At 62.3% G+C, this 17,763-nt stretch carries 17 protein-coding genes, 1 tRNA gene and 1 other RNA gene; 3 read left to right on the top strand and 16 right to left on the bottom strand.

The features are described from left to right. Positions 1-4: 4 nt before the first annotated feature. Entirely contained in the window at positions 5-757 is a 753-nt protein-coding gene (locus tag KYK83_RS14415) for a phosphatidylserine decarboxylase (RefSeq protein WP_222828779.1), read from the bottom strand. Between the two features lie 39 nt (positions 758-796). Then, a complete protein-coding gene (locus tag KYK83_RS14420) occupies positions 797-1,939 on the bottom strand; it encodes a beta-ketoacyl-ACP synthase III (RefSeq protein ID WP_222828780.1) in 1,143 nt (380 codons plus the stop codon). Between the two features lie 101 nt (positions 1,940-2,040). On the opposite strand from KYK83_RS14420, the gene KYK83_RS14425 reads away from it, so the two are divergent. Beyond that, complete coding sequence (locus KYK83_RS14425) at positions 2,041-2,751, top strand: Crp/Fnr family transcriptional regulator (protein ID WP_222828781.1); 711 nt, start codon at positions 2,041-2,043, stop codon at positions 2,749-2,751. A gap of 61 nt (positions 2,752-2,812) precedes the next feature. On the opposite strand, the gene KYK83_RS14430 is transcribed toward KYK83_RS14425, so the two are convergent. Next, positions 2,813-2,898, bottom strand: a tRNA-Tyr gene (locus KYK83_RS14430). 141 nt (positions 2,899-3,039) lie between these two features. On the opposite strand from KYK83_RS14430, the gene rlmB reads away from it, so the two are divergent. Next, a complete protein-coding gene (gene rlmB / locus KYK83_RS14435) occupies positions 3,040-3,828 on the top strand; it encodes a 23S rRNA (guanosine(2251)-2'-O)-methyltransferase RlmB (protein ID WP_103025291.1) in 789 nt (262 codons plus the stop codon). Positions 3,829-3,937: 109 nt separating this feature from the next. Here the strand turns inward: rlmB and KYK83_RS14440 are convergent, their stop codons facing one another. From KYK83_RS14440 to KYK83_RS14490, 11 genes are all read right to left on the bottom strand, one after another. Further along, complete coding sequence (locus KYK83_RS14440; protein ID WP_103025290.1) at positions 3,938-4,210, bottom strand: HU family DNA-binding protein; 273 nt, start codon at positions 4,208-4,210, stop codon at positions 3,938-3,940. A gap of 251 nt (positions 4,211-4,461) precedes the next feature. After that, positions 4,462-6,849 carry an endopeptidase La gene (gene lon / locus KYK83_RS14445; RefSeq protein ID WP_222828782.1) on the bottom strand — a complete coding sequence of 796 codons (2,388 nt, stop codon included), beginning with the start codon at positions 6,847-6,849 and terminating at the stop codon, positions 4,462-4,464. Between the two features lie 197 nt (positions 6,850-7,046). Then, the gene (locus KYK83_RS14450) at positions 7,047-7,532 is read right to left on the bottom strand and encodes a Csu type fimbrial protein (RefSeq protein WP_222828783.1); all 486 of its coding nucleotides are present in this window, start codon (positions 7,530-7,532) and stop codon (positions 7,047-7,049) included. 103 nt (positions 7,533-7,635) lie between these two features. Next, positions 7,636-8,148, bottom strand: a complete 513-nt coding sequence (locus KYK83_RS14455) for a Csu type fimbrial protein (protein WP_222828784.1) — start codon at positions 8,146-8,148, stop codon at positions 7,636-7,638. A 114-nt stretch (positions 8,149-8,262) separates the two neighbouring features. After that, complete coding sequence (locus KYK83_RS14460) at positions 8,263-8,598, bottom strand: YbaB/EbfC family nucleoid-associated protein (protein WP_430299266.1); 336 nt, start codon at positions 8,596-8,598, stop codon at positions 8,263-8,265. Then, entirely contained in the window at positions 8,595-10,391 is a 1,797-nt protein-coding gene (locus KYK83_RS14465; RefSeq protein ID WP_222828785.1) for a DNA polymerase III subunit gamma/tau, read from the bottom strand. The genes KYK83_RS14460 and KYK83_RS14465 overlap by 4 nt, the downstream gene beginning before the upstream one ends. A 61-nt stretch (positions 10,392-10,452) precedes the next feature. Then, positions 10,453-10,547, bottom strand: an RNA gene (gene ffs, locus KYK83_RS14470) — signal recognition particle sRNA small type. 30 nt (positions 10,548-10,577) lie between these two features. Further along, positions 10,578-11,480 (bottom strand): class A beta-lactamase, encoded by a 903-nt coding sequence (gene bla, locus KYK83_RS14475; protein ID WP_222828786.1) that lies wholly within the window; start codon positions 11,478-11,480, stop codon positions 10,578-10,580. An 8-nt stretch (positions 11,481-11,488) separates the two neighbouring features. Beyond that, positions 11,489-11,767: an ETC complex I subunit gene (locus KYK83_RS14480; RefSeq protein WP_222828787.1), complete on the bottom strand. Its 279-nt coding sequence runs from the start codon at positions 11,765-11,767 to the stop codon at positions 11,489-11,491. 16 nt (positions 11,768-11,783) lie between these two features. Then, the gene (hrpB, locus tag KYK83_RS14485) at positions 11,784-14,222 is read right to left on the bottom strand and encodes an ATP-dependent helicase HrpB (protein ID WP_222828788.1); all 2,439 of its coding nucleotides are present in this window, start codon (positions 14,220-14,222) and stop codon (positions 11,784-11,786) included. A 28-nt stretch (positions 14,223-14,250) separates the two neighbouring features. Next, positions 14,251-15,267, bottom strand: coding sequence for a polyprenyl synthetase family protein (locus KYK83_RS14490; protein ID WP_196845861.1), 1,017 nt, complete (start codon positions 15,265-15,267; stop codon positions 14,251-14,253). A gap of 65 nt (positions 15,268-15,332) precedes the next feature. Between KYK83_RS14490 and KYK83_RS14495 the strand changes: the two genes are divergently transcribed. After that, complete coding sequence (locus KYK83_RS14495; RefSeq protein ID WP_103025140.1) at positions 15,333-15,629, top strand: chorismate mutase; 297 nt, start codon at positions 15,333-15,335, stop codon at positions 15,627-15,629. 7 nt (positions 15,630-15,636) lie between these two features. Here the strand turns inward: KYK83_RS14495 and KYK83_RS14500 are convergent, their stop codons facing one another. Further along, positions 15,637-16,953: a sensor histidine kinase gene (locus KYK83_RS14500; RefSeq protein ID WP_103025171.1), complete on the bottom strand. Its 1,317-nt coding sequence runs from the start codon at positions 16,951-16,953 to the stop codon at positions 15,637-15,639. A 112-nt stretch (positions 16,954-17,065) separates the two neighbouring features. Continuing rightward, positions 17,066-17,746, bottom strand: a complete 681-nt coding sequence (locus KYK83_RS14505; RefSeq protein ID WP_103025141.1) for a response regulator transcription factor — start codon at positions 17,744-17,746, stop codon at positions 17,066-17,068. Positions 17,747-17,763: the final 17 nt, after the last annotated feature.

The raw sequence follows: 17,763 nt of genomic DNA on the forward strand, positions 1-17,763 counted from the left end.
AAGCTCACTGGGAAACGCCCTCGATCAGCGCCTGCGTTCCAATTTCTGCCAGAACGGTCTCGCCTGCGATCACCTTCTGACCCAGCAGAACCTTCGAATCGGTGCCTGCCGGCAAGTAGACATCGACCCGACTACCGAACCGGATCAAGCCAATCCGCTGCCCTACGCCCACGGTGTCGCCCGGTTTGACGAAAGGAACGATCCGCCGCGCAACCAGGCCAGCTATCTGAGTGAAACCCAGCTTCAATCCGTCCGTCCGCTCGACCAGAATATGCTGACGCTCGTTTTCCTCACTCGCCTTATCAAGGCCGGCGTCCACGAAGCTGCCGGGAATGTAGACGACACGGCGGATGGTCCCCGCGATCGGCGTGCGGTTGATATGGACGTCGAAGACCGACATGAAGATCGAGATCCGCGTGACCTTGGCCGCTTCCAGCCCGGCATGTTCGCTACCATCATCGATGATCAATTCTGCCGGGGGTTCGACTTCGGCAATAAGCGAGACAAGGCCATCGGCCGGCGCGACGATGAACCTGTCGTCCTGCGGCACCACGCGCTGCGGGTCGCGAAAAAACGCGAACACGCCCAGAGAAAGCAGCAGCAGAGGCCAGCCAATGATTTCCCAGTCGAGACCGAGCAGGAAAACGAGGCTAATGATTACTGCGATAATCCCGAACTTGCGTCCTTCGGGATGGATGGGGGGCCATGACCAGCGAGCATCGCCGCGGCCACGATTGTCAAGAAGATCACCAGGCATGTTCAACACCTAGGGACTGCGGCCAATAGTCACAAGGTGTTATGCCACCTTGCGCACGAAGACCGCGCCTGCCGAATATCCGGCACCAAAGCTGCAGATCAGTCCGGTATCGCCTGCCTTCAGATCGTCGCTATGCTTGTGGAAAGCTATGATCGAACCAGCACTGGACGTATTGGCGTAGGTATCGAGTACCGTCGGGCTTTCGTCGGCGGTCGCCTCGTGTCCCAGCACGCGTTGGGCGATAAGACGGTTCATCCCGGCATTGGCCTGGTGAAGCCACAGGCGCCGCAGTCCTTGCCGATCGAGTCCGAAATTCTCTGCCTCGGTCACGATCATCTCGGCAACCATCGGAACGACTTCCTTGAACACCTTGCGCCCTTCCTGAACGAAGAGCTTGTCCGCCTTGCCCTCGCCGTCAGGGGATGCACGATTGAGAAAGCCGAAATTGTTGCGGATGTTGTTCGAAAAGACGGTCTTCAGCTTTGTGCCGAGAATGTCCCAGTGCGTGGCCGGTGCGATCCCAGCATCTTCGACAAGCACCGCCGTTGCCACATCGCCAAAAATAAAATGACTGTCCCGATCGCGCCAGTTGAGGTGGCCGCTGGTTATCTCGGGGCTGATCACCAGCACGCTTCGCGCGTTGCCCGAGCGGATGTAGTCCGCAGCCGTCTGGATGCCGAACGTCGCCGATGAACAAGCGACATTCATGTCGAAACCGAAACCATCGATGCCCAGCTCCTGCTGGATTTCGATCGCCATCGCCGGGTAGGGCCGCTCCATATTGGAGGCAGCGCAAAGGACGGCATCGACCTCCGCAGCATCACGCCCTGCCCGCTCTAGCGCCTGCCGGGCAGCCTTTACCCCGATCTCTGCCAGCATCGAGAGCTCTTCATTGGACCGTTCCGGCCAGCGGGGCGCCATTATCTCCGGATCCAGTATCGGACCTTTCGCCATGACATGGCGCGCCTTTATCCCGCTCGCCTTTTCGATGAATTCCACCGAACTGGTTTGTAGCGCTTCCACATCCCCTGCCTCGATTGCAGCAGCGTTGTCGGCATTGTGACGCTCGACATAGCGGTTGAAGCTTTCAACAAGCTCTTCGTTCGTGATGGTGTCGGATGGCGTAAACAGCCCTGTGGCAGAGATGACAGGACGCCCGGTCAGCTTTTCGCTCTGAGTCATTGCAGCTGACTAGGCCGACTGGCCAATCCCGACAAGCTCCCCCGCCGATGCCTTGCACCATGTCTTGGCATCTCATGCGACAACGGATAGTCCCCGCATTTATGGAGGAAGCGCCCGCATCGTCGCGACATGACCTTTGCCAGGCCTGCGCCATTCGCAACAAGGCGATCTGCTCCGATCTCGATACGCGGGAAATCGCCATTCTCAACGGCATTGGCCGTCGGCGCAGGCTTGCCGCGGGCGAGCAATTGATGTGGGAGGGCCATGAAGCGGTCCTCGTCGCAAATGTGATCGAGGGAATTTTGAAGCTTTCTTCCCATTCGGCAGACGGGAAGGAACAGATACTCGGCCTCGTCTATCCATCCGATTTCCTCGGCAGGCCATTCGGCGAAACGTCGCCCTATGGCGTGGAGGCGCTGACCGATTCCCACATCTGCGTGTTCGAACGAAGGGATTTCGAACGCTTCGCCCGCGAACATCCGCGCCTGGAACATAAGCTTCTGGAACGCACGTTGGGCGAACTGGACCGGACTCGCCGGTGGATGCTGTTACTCGGCCGCATGACCGCAGAACAGAAACTCGCCAGCTTTCTGCTCGAGATGGCAGATCGCCTTGGAACGAGTGAAGCAGATGGATCGACGACCGTTCTCCTGCCACTTTCGCGGCAGCAGATTGCAGATATTCTCGGTTTGACAGTGGAAACCGTCAGCCGGCAGCTGACCCAGTTGCGGGCGAAAGGCATCATTACGCTTTCATCTCGGCGCGAGATCAGAATCGATATGATCGAAGAACTGCAAACAATAGCCGGATAGGCCGGCCCAAAGAAAAGGGCCCACCGCCCCCTGGACTTCTAAACGAGAATGAAAATGGCGGTGGTGGACAGGGCTGGATTCGAACCAGCGTACGCTTGCGCGGGCAGATTTACAGTCTGCTGCCTTTAACCACTCGGCCACCTGTCCACACGGGCCATTTCATCGAAGAAATCGTGAGATCGCATGGCGATCCCGTGCCGAGAGGCGCCCCTTTGGCGAAGCGGCGCTTGCCTGTCAATGCCCCCACTGGCACAGGCCGCAGCCAATGTTGCAGACAGGACGGATTTGATGGCTAAGGGTGAACGCAAGCGGGCTTTACGAGGTCGCGCAGGGCGAATGCAGGGCGGACGAGGCAGTGGCCGCGCAAGTAGTGGACAGGTTCGCCTGTGGGGCCGCCATGCGGTCGAAGCTGCGCTCAAGAACCCCAACCGGGTTCACCGCAAACTATGGGCCACGCGCGAAGCCATCGAATCGCTGGATGGTGAACTGCCCGAAGACTTCCCTCTGGAATATGCCGATGTGCAGGATCTGGCGCGGCTTGTTGCAAAGGACGCGCCGCACCAGGGGCTGGTGCTCGAATGCGCGCCGCTGGAAGATATCCATCTCGATGAAGTTCTGAGCGGCGATGCCGACCGGCCCATCGTCGTTCTCGATCAAGTGACCGACCCACATAACGTCGGCGCGATCATGCGATCGGCAGCGGCTTTCGGCGCTGCTGCCCTGGTGACGCAGGATCGCAACGCCCCACCTGAAGGCGGGGTCATCGGCAAGGCGGCTTCGGGTGCGTTGGAAATCCTGCCGTGGGTGCGCGTGGTCAACCTGGCGCGGGCACTGGAGCAGATGGCGGAAGCAGGATACTGGCGCATAGGGCTGACAGGGGCCACCGAAACAACGCTCGCCGAAGCTCTTCCAGCAGGTCCGGTAGCCATCGTGCTTGGGGCCGAGGGCGAAGGAATGCGGCAGAATATCGAATCGCATTGCGATGCCCTCGCCCGCCTGCCCATTGGCGAAGAGATCGAGAGCCTCAACGTTTCCAACGCCGGTGCGATCGCGCTCTACGCCATCGCGACGCGGTGATCTCTGTGTAGGGAAAACGAAAACGCCGCGCTTTCCGATCGGGAAAGCGCGGCGAGTATCGAACCGGCTGCGTTCTGCAATATGCGGGGGCGAACCGGAAAATTCCGAGTTAGTTGACGGAATCCTTCAGGCCCTTGCCAGCCTTGAACTTGGGCTGGTTGGACGCCTTGATCGTCATGGGCTCACCCGTACGCGGGTTACGGCCGGTCGAAGCCTTGCGCTTGGCGACCGAGAACGTGCCGAAGCCGACCAGGCGCACTTCGTCACCGCTCGACAGGGCCTTGGTGATAGCGTCGAAAACGCCTTCGACGGCACTCGACGCATCGTTCTTCGAAAGACCGCTGGAATCGGCAACTGCGCTGATCAGGTCGTTCTTGTTCATTAGAGAAACCCCCTAGTTTTTATCATCAAATCAATTCGGCTGAATCGCCTCGGCGAAGGCGAACGAATTGAGAGTTTTTTCGGACCTCTGTCAAAGGCATTCTCGGCCAAAATCGGCGGTTTACGGGGTCGGAGACGGGAAAATTGAGATAAAGCGACCCGCTATCCGCCGATGCTGCACTGCACACACCGAAATTAGCGCGCAGCGTAGGTCGCCAAAGCTCCCGATTCGGTCGCTCAGGTTCGGCCTACTTAATGGGCAGTCGGCGATGGCGCCCGCAGCGTGTGATCGGGTTGGCTCGCCAAATCATCCGCTTCGGTCCACTCGATCGGCTCGGGCACGCTGCACAATGCATGCGCCAGCACCTCGTCGACATGAGAAACGGGGACGATTTCCAGGCCATCTTTCACATTGCCCGGGATTTCCGCGAGATCCTTCACGTTTTCTTCCGGTATCAGGACTTTCTTGATTCCGCCGCGTAGTGCCGCGAGCAGCTTTTCCTTCAGCCCGCCGATCGCCAGCACACGCCCACGCAGAGTAACCTCGCCCGTCATCGCGACATCTGGACGGACAGGAATACCCGAAAGCGTCGAGACGATCGATGTCACCATACCGACACCCGCGCTGGGTCCGTCCTTGGGAACAGCGCCTTCAGGCAGGTGAATATGGATGTTGCGGCGATGGAACAGGCTCGGCTTGATACCGTAATGCGGCGCACGCGCCTTCACGAAGCTGAAGGCGGCGGCAACGCTTTCGTTCATCACTTCGCCGAGCTTGCCGGTCGTTTTGATGTCGCCCTTCCCCGGCGTAGTGACACTTTCGATGGTCAGCAATTCGCCGCCCACTTCGGTCCATGCCAGTCCGGTGACCGCACCGACCTGCGGCTCTTCCTCGCCCATGCCGTGCTTGAACTTGCGCACGCCGGCGAACTCACTCAGGTTTTCAGGCGTGATCGTGACGCTCTCGACCTGCTTCTCGAGAATCTTGCGCAGCGATTTGCGGGCCAGTCGAGCAAGTTCACGCTCGAGCGTACGGACACCCGCTTCACGCGTATAATACCGGATCAGATCGCGCAGACCATCTTCGGTCAGTTCGAACTCGCCCTTTTTCAGGCCGTGTTCGCCGATCTGCTTGGGCAACAGGTGACGCTTGGCGATCTCGACCTTTTCGTCTTCCGTGTACCCTTCGAGCCGGATGATCTCCATACGGTCGAGCAGCGGTTGCGGCAGATTGAGACTGTTCGCCGTGGTGACGAACATAATGTCCGACAAGTCGAGATCGAGCTCGAGATAGTGGTCCTGGAACTTGTTGTTCTGTTCCGGATCCAGCACTTCGAGAAGGGCCGATGCCGGATCGCCTCGGAAATCCTGGCCCAGCTTGTCGATCTCGTCGAGCAGGAACAGAGGGTTGATCTTGCCGGCCTTCTTCAGATTGCTGACAATCTTGCCCGGAAGCGACCCGATATAAGTACGGCGATGACCCCGGATTTCGGCTTCGTCGCGTACCCCGCCAAGTGACTGACGTACGAACTCACGGCCCGTCGCCTTCGCAATGCTTTTGCCGAGCGAAGTCTTACCCACACCTGGCGGGCCGACGAGGCAGAGGATCGGGCCCTTCAACTTGCGTGTACGGGCCTGGACGGCGAGATATTCGACGATACGATCCTTGACCTTTTCAAGCCCATAATGATCCGCATCGAGCACTTCCTGCGCCTTGTCGATGTCCTTCTTGACCTTGCTCTTCTTGCCCCAGGGCAGACCCAGCAGGACGTCGAGGTAGTTACGGATGACGGTCGCTTCGGCGCTCATCGGCTGCATGGCCTTGAGCTTCTTCAGTTCGCCTTCGGCCTTCTCGCGCGCTTCCTTGCTGAGTTTGGTCTTGGCAATCTTTTCGGTCAGTTCGGCAATCTCGTTGCTGCCGTCTTCGTCACCGCCGAGCTCGTTCTGGATCGCTTTCAGCTGTTCGTTGAGATAATATTCGCGCTGCGTACGCTCCATCTGCCGCTTTACACGGCCACGAATGCGCCTTTCCACCTGCAGCACGGAAAGCTCGCCTTCCATGTAGGACATCACCATTTCCAGCCGCTTGAGCGGGTCCTTTTCGACCAGTAGCGCCTGCTTGTCCGAAACCTTCGCGGAAATCGCAGCGGCGATCGAATCGGCCAGTTCACTGGCATCGTCGATGTCACTCAATTGCTCGGCGGCTTCTTCGCCAAGTTTCTTGTTGAGCTTCGCATATTCGCCAAACTGTTCGACGACCTGCCGCATCATGGCGGTCACTTCACTGCCGGATGCCGTTACCTCGTCCTGCGAGGAAACTGTGGCTTCGACATGCTCACCGCGCTGTGCAAGCTGTTCGAGCGTTGCGCGCGACGTACCCTGGACCAGCACGCGGACGGTGCCGTCGGGCAGCTTCAGCAACTGCAGAACCTGCGCGATCACGCCGACGTCAAACAGGTCATCTCGTTCGGGGTCGTCGCAACCCGGATCGAGCTGAGCGAGCAGGAAGATGTCCTTGCTGCCTTCCATTGCCGCTTCGAGGGCTGCAACCGATTTGTCGCGTCCGACAAACAGAGGCACCACCATTCCGGGAAATACCACGATGTCGCGCAAGGGGAGGAGGGGGAAGGTCTGGGTCATCAATCAATTCCATTCGGGGCCGGTAAGGCCGTTCGCTCGGAATATGGTGAGACCAGTCGCGCTCCGCAACGTCGCGCGCCAAAGTCATGTGGATGAGATGGAATAGCGCCTGCCCGCGTCGCAGTGACAAACATGCGTGTGACCGAGAAGAAACTGTCATTGCCCCGCCGTACGCGAGACAGGATCCAGGCTGGACGTCAGAAGGTGATGCTGACGGTCACGATATCCTCGTAAACACCGGGAGTCAGGTTGGCCGGTACGGATGCGATCCGGCCATAGGCGGTCATGCTGCCCCTGCCCCGCCCCCAGGCGATGCCCAGCGGAGCATTTCCCGAACCGCTGCCCCAGGTTTGCGTGCGGGCGGTATTGCGGAAGATGCCATAGGGAATGAAATCCCCGGAGCCGTTGCGCATGCGACGCTGGGTGCCATTGGCATTGCTGCCCCGGTCCATATCGACACGAAACAGGGCCAGACGGGTGCATTCGATGTCGATCTGCGTGGTGCTGTCGACCGGCCCTGCCCCAGCGCCTGCGCTGATATCGAAAGCCATTTCCGCGGTAAGAACCGTGCAACCATCGATCACTTCGACAGTCGGGGTAAGCGTTGCCTGCGCATGAGCGACCGCCGGGAGACAGGCGGCGCCGAGCGCCCACAGCAACGATCCGGAACGAATAGAAACCACCAGCACCCCTCTGGAAATCGAGAGGACGTCTCTAGGACAACTCGGCTAAATATCGGTTAATTCGGCGGGCACACCGCCGTGTCGCAGCGCCTCACGCCCGCGCCTAGAACGTGATGGTGACCGTCAGTTGATCGGTATACCGGCCCTTTGGCGTGGAGGGGGTGATGCCTGACAAGCGTCCATAAGCTTCGAAGTCCTCATTGCCGATACCGAGCAGTATCACCCCGGTGCGGCTCTCGCTGTTTCGCTGACCCCAGCGCTGCGTGCGGTTGTTATTGCGATAGACTTCGTAAGGAAGGTAGTTGTTGGAAGCGTTTTTGATCCGCCTCTGCTCGCCCGACGCATTCTGCCCCCAGTCCATGGTCAGGCGAAAGAACGTGAGCAGGCCCGCGCAGGACACCGAAACGGTGGCGTTCGTGTCGACGCGGGTCACATTCTTCGTATCGAGAACCCCGAATGCCATATCCGTCGTCGACACGGAGCATCGCCCCTCGACCTGCGCGCCGACCTGCATCTGCGATCCATTAGGCGCTGCGGCGGCGGACGAGGAAAGACCGGTGAGCGCGCACGCGCCCGCCAGTGCCGAACAAGTAGTCCTGATCCCCGTTTTGCCCACGCCGTCTTCCCGTCGATTCGTCCGGGAAGACTAGGCGACACCTTTTGAAAAATACCTAAGCGGCCGTTACCACAAAATTAGGCATAAACGCCGCTTTGGTGGGCAAAGCCAGGATTACATACCCGGCAATTTGAAGCCTGCCGGCAAGCCAACGCCCTGCTGGATTTTATCCATTTCTTCGGCAGATACGCGATCTGCGCGGTCGCGGGCATCGTTGAAAGCGGCTGTCACGAGATCTTCGACCATCTGCTTTTCTTCCGGCTTCATCAGGCTATCGTCGATCGAGACGCCGAGAATGCGACCACGCGCCGTGGCGCGGACTTTGACGAGACCGCCACCAGCCGCGCCTTCGACCTCGATATCGTCAAGCTTGGCGTGGGCATCGCCCATCTGCTTCTGGATCGTTTCAGCAGCCTTCTGGGCCTGCGCGAGCATTTCTTCCATGTTCATGCGTTTCTACTCCAGGGTATTTCGCGGCGCTGGGGAGCTGCGCCGCCATCATCGATCAGTTCTGCCTGCGGGAAAGCGTCGAAGGCCGCTTTGACCAGAGGGTGATTGCGCGTCGCGGCTGCTGCGGCATCGCGCTCGCTGACTTGTACTTCGACGAGCGAAGGAGCCCCGGCTCCCCCGGCGACTTCTTCCACGGCCCAGCGTTTCCCGGTGTGGCGGTGCAGCGCTTCTTTCAGCACCGGGATGACATCATCCGAGAATTTCGCATCTCTGCCGAAGCGGAGGACGCCGTCTGCCAGTTCGACCACGCGGACCTGCAGGCGCATGATGCTGGCTTCCTGCATCAGCCCGGATGCATCGATCGCATCGACCAGTTCCTGCCAATCCAGCGAAGCCTGCGGCGCTTCTGCAACCGCACTTCCCTCACCCGCAGCTTGCCTGACAGGACCGGCTTCAGCCAGTGTTTCGATCTTCTTCGCCAGCTTGCCCGGATCGGGCATCTGGCCTGCATGCAGCGTGCGCAGGAGCGCCATGCGCAGTGCGATCAGGGGATCGGGCGCGAGGCGAATTTCATCGTGGCCCTTGAGCAGCAACTGCCAGAGGCGATGCAGCTGGCCCGCCGGGAGCCGTGCAGCCCAGCCCGCCAATTGTTCGCGCTCATCGGGACTGACGCCTTCGGGCTCGGTGCCAGAAACCTGCGCCACGGTGATCCGGTGGGCGAGATCCATCTGGGCGCGCATGAGGGCGAGCGGTTCGACGCCGAGGGCGTACTGCTCGTCGATCGCGGCCAGCAGTTCGCGGCCCTGGCCTTCGAGAATATGCCCGAAAAGGCGGCGCTGTGCGCCCTTGTCGGCAAGGCCGAGCATATCGCGCACGCGGGCGGCGGTTACCTTGCCTTCGGTGTCGAGATCGGCGTGGGCAATGGCCTGGTCGAGGATCGAGAGACCATCGCGAACCGAACCTTCGGCGGCGTTGGCCACGATGTGCAGAGCCTCCGCATCGGCTTCGACGCCTTCCTTGGCGCAGATGTCGGCAAAGTGGCTTTCGAGCAGTTCGACCGGAATGCGGCGCAAGTCGAAACGCTGGGTCCGGCTGAGCACCGTGACCGGCAGCTTTTCCACCTCGGTCGTGGCGAAGAGGAACTTCACATGTGCAGGCGGTTCCTCAAGTGTCTTCAGCAACGCATTGAAAGCATTGCGGGACAGCATGTGAACTTCGTCGATAATGTAGATCTTGTAGCGCGCCGAAACGGCGGCGTAGCGCACCGCTTCGATGATCTCGCGCACGTCATCGACGCCGGTATGGCTGGCGGCGTCCATTTCGATGACGTCGATGTGGCGGCCTTCGGCGATGGCGCGGCAGGGCTCGCATACGCCGCAGGGGCTGATCGTGGGACCGCCGTTTCCATCGGGCCCGATACAGTTCAGAGCCTTGGCGATAAGACGCGCGGTGGAGGTCTTCCCCACCCCGCGAACGCCGGTCATCAGGAACGCGTGAGCCAGGCGATCGCGGGCGATTGCGTTGGCCAGCGTACGCACCATCGCTTCCTGACCGATGAGTTCGGCGAAGGTCTGCGGACGGTATTTACGGGCCAGAACGCGGTAGGGCTGAGCCGGCTGCCGAACAGTGGAGGCATGTGGATCATACGTATGATCGGCCGGCGCAGGCGTCTGTTCGGCGCCGAACATGGCTTCCTGTCCGGCTTCCTCGAGTTCGGCAGCGCTCGGCGCGTCGGGAGCGTCCGCTTCGCTCTCCCAAGGAAGGCCATCTGGATTGTCCGGTGAATCACCCATGTTGGAACAGGTAGGGACTGACGGCAGGAATGTCATGCCATCACAGTCACGAAATGTGGGTGAAAAAGGAGCCGGCCGACCCGCCGCAATCCACCTGGGCTGCTTCCTTCCGGATCTGACCCGGTGAGCGAACGCAAACGTCCGACCGACTCCCGGCGCGCCATATGGCCGGATGTCAGAGGAGTTTCAAGCTCCCATCTGCTGCAGCCAGTCGGCAATCGCGCGGGCGGCCTCTGCCAGACGGGCTTCGGCATCGGATGCGGAGCCATCCGCGCGGTCGAGATAGGCAGCAAGGATGTAGCGCGAGCCATCGGGCGATTCGAACATGGCGACATCGTTTACTTCGCCCTGAGCGCCGGTCCCGCAGGTGCCGGTCTTGTCTCCGGCGCGCCATTCACCCGGCAGGCCGGCGCGAAGACGGTTCATCCCCGTCGTCGTTTCCACGAGCCATTCCTGCAGGAGGGCGCGGTCGGCCTGCGCGAGCCGGTCGCCCCACAAAAGCGTGCCGACGAGGTCCGCATGCGCTGTGGGCGTAGTGGTATCGCGCGGATCGCCCGGCGCGTTTTCATTGAGCGCGGGCTCGTTCCGGTCGAGGCGGGTCGTTTCGTCCCCCATGGAGCGCAACCAGCGGGTAAATCCGTACGGCCCGCCTACCTCTGCCAGAAGCAGATTGGCCGCCGTGTTGTCGCTGAGGGTGACGGCGTGATGTGCCGCTTCCAGCCCGCTCATCCAGCCGAATGATGCGCGCTCTTTCGCGTAGGGAGCATAGCTGAGAATGTCCCCTGTCCCGAAGTGGAGGCGCTTTTCGCGCAGGCCCGCCGTATCCAGCGTCAGCGCCGCAAGGGCGAGCTTGAAGGTCGAGCACATGGCGAAACGTTCGTCACCGCGATAGGCGTAAACGAGGCCCTTGTCCGGCGAATGCAATGCAAGGCCCAGCCGCCCGCCGGACGCCGTTTCAATTTCGGAAATCCGCGCCGCAAGATCCTGCTGCGCGGCAGATGTTTCGGGCTTGTCCCGTTCAGGCGAACCCTGGGGATTGACGGTGCAGGCCGCCGTTGCAAGCAGCAGGGGGAGGAAAAGAGCCCTCACCCGCCAGGTCAGCGAAAATTGTCGGCATAGGCCTGAAGCTTGAGACTTTTGGGCGGCGTAGCGTGAACGCGCGCGGCGATGCCGTATTTCCCGGCATAGGCTTTCGCTTCTTCCTTGCTCGGGAAAGTGAGCTGCACCTGTGCCTGCGTGTCGCTGCTGCCGGTCCACCCCATCAGCGGATCCGCCCGACGCGCTTCGGACTGCTCGAATTCGAGCACCCATTCATCGGTGCGGGCCCGGCCCGATTGCATGGCGTTCTTCGGTCGCTGGTAGATTCTCGCGGTCATGGACTAACCCTGTAATTCAACCTTCGAAGCGTGAAAAGGCGTTCTTGGTCTTCAAACTGGGCTTTTCCGCCCATGGTTCCTCCGGCCAGCGGTGCTTGGGGTACCGACCTTTCATGTCCTTGCGCACATCGGCCCAGCTTCCACGCCAGAAATTCGGCAGGTCGCGAGTGGACTGGATCGGCCGCCCGGCGGGGCTGGTGAGCTTCAGGAGGAGCGGCGTTGCGCCGACCATGGGGTGGCTCTCCAGTCCGAAGAGAGCCTGCACGCGCACCTCGACGCTTGGTGCATCGTCGCCCGTATAGTCGATGCGGTGCGTGGTGCCCGCAGGAGAGGTAAATTCGCGCGGTGCCAGCCGGTCCAGCCGCTGGCGGCTGTCCCAGTCGAGTTGGCCGAGCAAGGCATCCACCAATTTGCCCTTGGGCAGATCGAGATCGCGCCGCCCCTGCAGCAATGGTGCGAGCCAGAGCGGAGCATTTTCAGCCAGGCCATCGCGTTCCAGCCCGGCGACACCGGCATGACCGGCGCGGGCGAGCAGTTCTGCCGGGAGGATCTTTGCCGGGTTTTCCAGAGCTTTTTCCACAAGCATGTCCACAATGGCCTGCCCATCGGGTGCCGGGTCCGGTCCGCGCGCCAGCGTGATCGCGCCAAGTCTGCGTTCAAGCAACGCCTCCACCCGCTCGCCCGTCCAGCGCAGCACATGCCTGCGTTCGATCCTGTTCGGCAGCCAGCGTTCCAGATCGGCTTCTTCCAGCGCGATGGCCGAGGTTATCCGCGCGCCTTTCGCCTGCCCCTGCGCATCGCCCACGACCAGAAATTGCCCACGGGCAAGCGGAGATGCAGGATCTAGCACGAAGCCCCTGCCCCCGGCGGTAATCCAGTTTTCACCGCTGGCATCGCGTCGTCTGGCGATGAATTCCGGCCGTCCCGCGGCAAGCAGGATGCCGGGCGGCGGGCTGTGCCCACTCTCGCCATCGGGCGGCGCCTGTGCCAGAGCGCGCGCCTGATTTGCCCATCTGGCCGCCAGCTTGCGGTTGGCCTCTGCCCGGGCGCCGCGATCGCCGTTCCAGCGCGAGAGGCGCGCTTCGAGGTCTTCCCCCTGCCCGCCGAGACCGCGTTCCTGCAGCAGCAGGGCGATCCGCGCCGCTTGCGTTTCCGCCCCATGTTCCGCGCCGAAAAGAATGGTCGCGGCCCCCTGTGGGTCGAGCGGAAGCTGCGCGAGACGGGTGCCCCGTTCGGTAATCCGGCCATCTGCGTCGAGCGCGCCGAGCGCCACCAGTGTCTGCCGGGCCGCGCCGATGGAGGCGGCAGGCGGCGGATCGAGCCAGCCGAGTTCCAGCGGGTCCCCGCTGCCCCATTGAGCCAACGCCAATATGAGCGGGGCAAGATCGGCGGTGAGCATTTCGGGCGGATCGTAGGGCGGCCGCCCGCCATGGCCTGCCTCTTCCCACAGGCGATAGGCGATGCCCGGCCCCTGCCGCGCCGCGCGCCCGGCGCGCTGGGCGGCGGCTGCCTGACTGGCGCGGTGGGTAACCAGATGCGTTGTGCCTGCCGCGCGGTCGAATTCGGCCCGGCGGGACAGGCCGGCATCGACCACGACGGATACGCCGTCGAGTGTCAGCGAGGTTTCGGCAATGGCGGTGGCAAGAACGATGCGGCGGCGCCCTTCGGCATCGCGCCTGATGGCAGCACGCTGCCCCGCAGGATCGACCTGCCCGTGGAGTGGAAGGACGAGTGCGGACGGCAGACGCGCTTCCAGACGTTCGCGCACCCGTTCGATTTCCCGTACGCCGGGCAGGAAGGCGAGGATATCGCCCTGCTCTTCCCGCCAGGCGGAAGCGACGGCCTGCGCCACGGCATCTTCCACCGGGAGCTGCGGCGACGATCCGAACCATCTGATCTGCAAGGGGTGCGCCCTGCCCGCGCTTTCGATCACCTGCGTATCGGCCCCCAGAAGCTGTGCGAAACGCGCGCCGTCGATCGTGGCCGACATGACCAGGACGCGCAGATCGTCGCGCAGGACGGCGCGGCTTTCGAGCGCGAGCGCAAGGCCGAGATCGCTGTCGAGGTGACGCTCATGCGCTTCGTCGAAGAGGACGGCGGATATTCCCGCCAGTTCGGGATCGGCGAGAATGGTGTTCACGAAGATGGCTTCGGTCACCACCAGAACGCGGGTTCTGGCCGAGCGTTTGCTGTCGAGCCGCGTCAGATAGCCGATGGTTTCCCCCGGCTTTTCGCCCAGCATTTGCGCCATGCGTTCCGCAGCAGCCCGTGCCGCCACGCGCCGCGGCGAGGTGAGAATGACGGTGCCCGTGCACCACTCTTCGTTAAGCAGTGCCGGAGCGACCGCCGTGGTCTTGCCCGCGCCCGGAGGCGCAACGAGTACGGCCCCGCTGCCCTGACGAAGCGCGCCGAGCAGTTCGGGCAGGACGGCATGAATGGGCAGATCGTTATTCACGAGAGCGCCCTATCACGTGGAGACGGGATCAATACCCCCGCGCGACCGCGAACAGCGCGGCCTGCGTCATCGCCCGGCGTGCCTTGCCGTCAGGGAAGATCGACAGGGCATCGATCGCCCGCTGGGCAAAATGGCGCGCACGCAGCTTGGTATCGGAGACCGCCTGATGGCGTTCGATGAGCTGGATGGCGTGATCGAGATCTTCATCTTCGGTCCGGAAACCGCCGATGGCAGCTTTCCAGAATTCCCGTTCTTCCTCGGTCCCGCGGGCATAGGCGAGGATGACGGGCAGCGTCATCTTGCCTTCGCGGAAATCGTCGCCCCGGTCCTTGCCCATGGCAGCGGCGTTGGAATCGTAATCCAGCGCATCGTCGACGAGCTGGAAGGCCACGCCGAGATTGCGCCCATATTCGTCGAGCGCCTGTTCCTGTTCGTCGCTGCATTCGGCAACTACGGCGGCGATCCGGCTGGCGGCCGCGAACAGGGCCGCGGTCTTGGCGCGGATGATGTGCAGATAGCGCTGTTCGCTGGTGTCGATCTTGCGCTGGGCGGTCAGCTGGTCGACTTCCCCTTCGGCAATGATCGCGCTTGCACCCGAAAGGATTTTCAGCACCTTGAGGCTGCCGTCTTCGGTCATCAATTCGAACGAGCGGCTGAACAGGAAATCGCCGACCAGAACGGTGGCGGGATTGCCGTAGATGATGTTGGCCGCAGCCTTGCCGCGCCGGAGATCGCTGCCATCGACGACATCGTCGTGCAGGAGCGTGGCGGTGTGGATGAATTCCACCGCGGCGGCGAGTTTGTAGTGGCGCGTGCCGCTGTAACCGACGAGGTCCGCCCCGGCGAGCGTAAGCATCGGGCGCAGGCGTTTGCCGCCGCCCGATATCAGGTGCCCTGCGAGCGCCGGGATCAGCGGCACTTCGCTTTGCATGCGATCGAGGATCACCTGATTGACCTGGTTCATGCCATGCGCCGTCAGGGACAGCATGGGTTCGATGGAGCCTTCCAGCTCCTTGCGCTTCAGGGGGATAACTTCGGCTGACATTTCGGCTTGGCCATGGTCTGCCCAAGCTTTCTTGGCAAGCCGGGATTTATCGCTAGCGTGGCAGCATGACCACATCGCCCCAGCCCGATCCCGTTCTCGCCGGTTTTCGCAAGAGCATCGACAATATCGACGCCGCGCTCATCCACATACTGGCAGAGCGTTTCCGGATCACGCAGGCGGTGGGCGAATACAAGGCGAAGGTGACGCTGCCCCCTGCCGATCCCACCCGCGAAAAGGAGCAGATCGAACGGCTGCGGCGGCTGGCGGAAGAAAGCGAGCTGGACCCGGAATTCAGCGAGAAATTCCTGCGCTTCATCATCGACGAGGTGATCCGCCACCACGAACAGGCGGCGCAGCGTTAGGCAGCCCTTACAGCGCGCTTCGCGGCAGGCTTAGCTGCACCAGCAAGCCGCCCAGATCCTCGCTTTCCGCCAGTTCGACCGAGCCGCCGTAGATTTCCGCGACATCGCGCACGATGGCGAGGCCGAGGCCGGTGCCCGGCTTGCCCGTATCGAGCCGCGCACCGCGATCGAATATCCGGGCGCGGTCGGCTTCGGGAATGCCCAGCCCGTCATCTTCGATCCAGATGATGCATTCTTTCGAATCGCGCTGCGCATCGATGGTGACGAACACGCTGCCACCTCCGTATTTGGCGGCGTTTTCGATCAGATTGCCGAGGATTTCATCGAGATCCTGCCGCTCGATCGAGACGGCAGCGTTCCGATTTCCGTCGAGATCGAAGCGGGTCGTATCGTAGATGCGGGTCACCGCGCGCAGCACGCTTTCGGCGCTGGGCCATACTTCGGCGCGCGAATGGCCGGTGGCACGCCGCCCCACGGCCCGAGCCCGGGCGAGATGGTGTTCGACATGGCGCTGCATGGTCTTGGTTTCGCGGCACACCAGATCGGACAGTTTGGGATCGTGCGCGGTCGCCGCATTGGTGAGCACCGTCAGCGGCGTCTTCAGAGCGTGGGCGAGATTGCCGGCATGCATGCGCGCTTCTTCCGCCTGCTGTTCGGTATGGGCGAGGAGCGCGTTGATCTCCTCCACCAGAGGTTCGACCTCCAGCGGGAGGGGTTCGGAAATGCGGTTCGCGCCTTCGCTGCGCATGGCCTGGATGGCGTTGCGCACGCGCCGCAGCGGCGAAAGACCGTACCAGCTCTGCAGCATGGCGAGGGTGAGAAGGCCCATGCCCAGCGCCGCGAAGCTCCAGATCAGGATCGAGCGGATCCGGGTGATCTGATAGTCGAGTTCGCCGCGGGCGGAGGCGACGGCGAAGGTCCATTCCGTATCGCTGTCGGGCAGCATGACCGTACGCTCGACAATGCGCAGGGGCTCGCCTTCGAACTGATCGGAATTGTAGAAATGCGGCTGCTTGTCGACGTGATCGCCATGCAGTTCGAGGCTGCGATCCCACAGGCTGCGGCTGGGAAAGGGTTGATGCCCTTCGCCCGTGACCTGCCAGTAGACCCCGCTGTTGGGCTCCAGAAAACGCTGGTCCCCGAGGGAGCGGTAGAGCTGCACATCGCCGAAACTGTCGATTTCGGCCGTGGAGATCAGCGCGGTCTGGACATATTCCAGCTGCTCGTCGAAATTATCCTCCACCAGCCGGACGAGAGTACGGTCGAGCGCGAAGCCGCCGCCGAGCAGCAGGATGCTGATCCACAGCGCGGCAATCACCATCATGCGCCGCGCAAGGCTGCGCCGCGCCGCCGGGTGGCCGATGGTCACCGGATTTTCGGCAGGCGGGGACGCCGGCGGGACCTGCCCGACCGCCGCCGCCTCGCCGCCGTCTCCGTCAGGATGCGCGCGGCTGGTCGGCGGGATCGTCGAGGCTGTAACCGAGTCCACGGATCGTCGTGATCACGTCTGCACCCAGCTTCTTGCGGATGCGGGTAACGAAGACCTCGATCGTATTGGAATCGCGGTCGAAATCCTGATCGTAGATATGTTCGATCAGTTCGGTGCGGCTGACCACCTTGCCCTTGTGGTGCATGAGGTAGGACAGCAGCTTGTATTCCTGCGCGGTGAGCTTGACCGGCTCGCCCTGCAGAGTGACGCGGCCCGAGCGCGTATCGAGACGCACGTCGCCCGCCGTCAGTTCGCTGGAGGTGTTGCCCGATGCGCGGCGGATCAACGCCCGCAGGCGCGCAATCAGTTCTTCGGTCTGGAACGGCTTGGCGAGATAATCGTCCGCACCGGCATCGAGGCCGGCGACCTTGTCGGACCAGCTGTCACGCGCGGTCAGCACCAGAACGGGGAACTTGCGGCCCTCCTTGCGCCACATGCCCAGCACCGTCAGCCCGTCGATTTCCGGCAGGCCGAGGTCGAGGATGACGGCGTCATACTCCTCGGTACTGCCCAGGAAATGCCCATCCTCGCCATCGGTGGACAGGTCCACCGCATAGCCGTTCTGTTCGAGCGTCGATTTAAGTTGCTGGCCGAGCGTAGGCTCGTCCTCGACGATCAGGATCCTCATGAATGTCCGTCCTCGGA

This window comes from Qipengyuania pacifica (genome assembly GCF_019857205.1).
GTDB classification, from domain to species: domain Bacteria; phylum Pseudomonadota; class Alphaproteobacteria; order Sphingomonadales; family Sphingomonadaceae; genus Qipengyuania; species Qipengyuania pacifica.

Coding starts and splice junctions, on each gene's coding strand:
- KYK83_RS14415 (WP_222828779.1), bottom strand. CDS start 757: ATGCCTGGTGATCTTCTTGACAATCGTGGCCGCGGCGATGCTCGCTGG.
- KYK83_RS14420 (WP_222828780.1), bottom strand. CDS start 1,939: ATGACTCAGAGCGAAAAGCTGACCGGGCGTCCTGTCATCTCTGCCACA.
- KYK83_RS14425 (WP_222828781.1), top strand. CDS start 2,041: ATGGAGGAAGCGCCCGCATCGTCGCGACATGACCTTTGCCAGGCCTGC.
- rlmB (WP_103025291.1), top strand. CDS start 3,040: ATGGCTAAGGGTGAACGCAAGCGGGCTTTACGAGGTCGCGCAGGGCGA.
- KYK83_RS14440 (WP_103025290.1), bottom strand. CDS start 4,210: ATGAACAAGAACGACCTGATCAGCGCAGTTGCCGATTCCAGCGGTCTT.
- lon (WP_222828782.1), bottom strand. CDS start 6,849: ATGACCCAGACCTTCCCCCTCCTCCCCTTGCGCGACATCGTGGTATTT.
- KYK83_RS14460 (WP_430299266.1), bottom strand. CDS start 8,598: ATGAACATGGAAGAAATGCTCGCGCAGGCCCAGAAGGCTGCTGAAACG.
- KYK83_RS14465 (WP_222828785.1), bottom strand. CDS start 10,391: ATGGGTGATTCACCGGACAATCCAGATGGCCTTCCTTGGGAGAGCGAA.
- KYK83_RS14480 (WP_222828787.1), bottom strand. CDS start 11,767: ATGACCGCGAGAATCTACCAGCGACCGAAGAACGCCATGCAATCGGGC.
- KYK83_RS14490 (WP_196845861.1), bottom strand. CDS start 15,267: ATGTCAGCCGAAGTTATCCCCCTGAAGCGCAAGGAGCTGGAAGGCTCC.
- KYK83_RS14495 (WP_103025140.1), top strand. CDS start 15,333: ATGACCACATCGCCCCAGCCCGATCCCGTTCTCGCCGGTTTTCGCAAG.
- KYK83_RS14500 (WP_103025171.1), bottom strand. CDS start 16,953: ATGATGGTGATTGCCGCGCTGTGGATCAGCATCCTGCTGCTCGGCGGC.
- KYK83_RS14505 (WP_103025141.1), bottom strand. CDS start 17,746: ATGAGGATCCTGATCGTCGAGGACGAGCCTACGCTCGGCCAGCAACTT.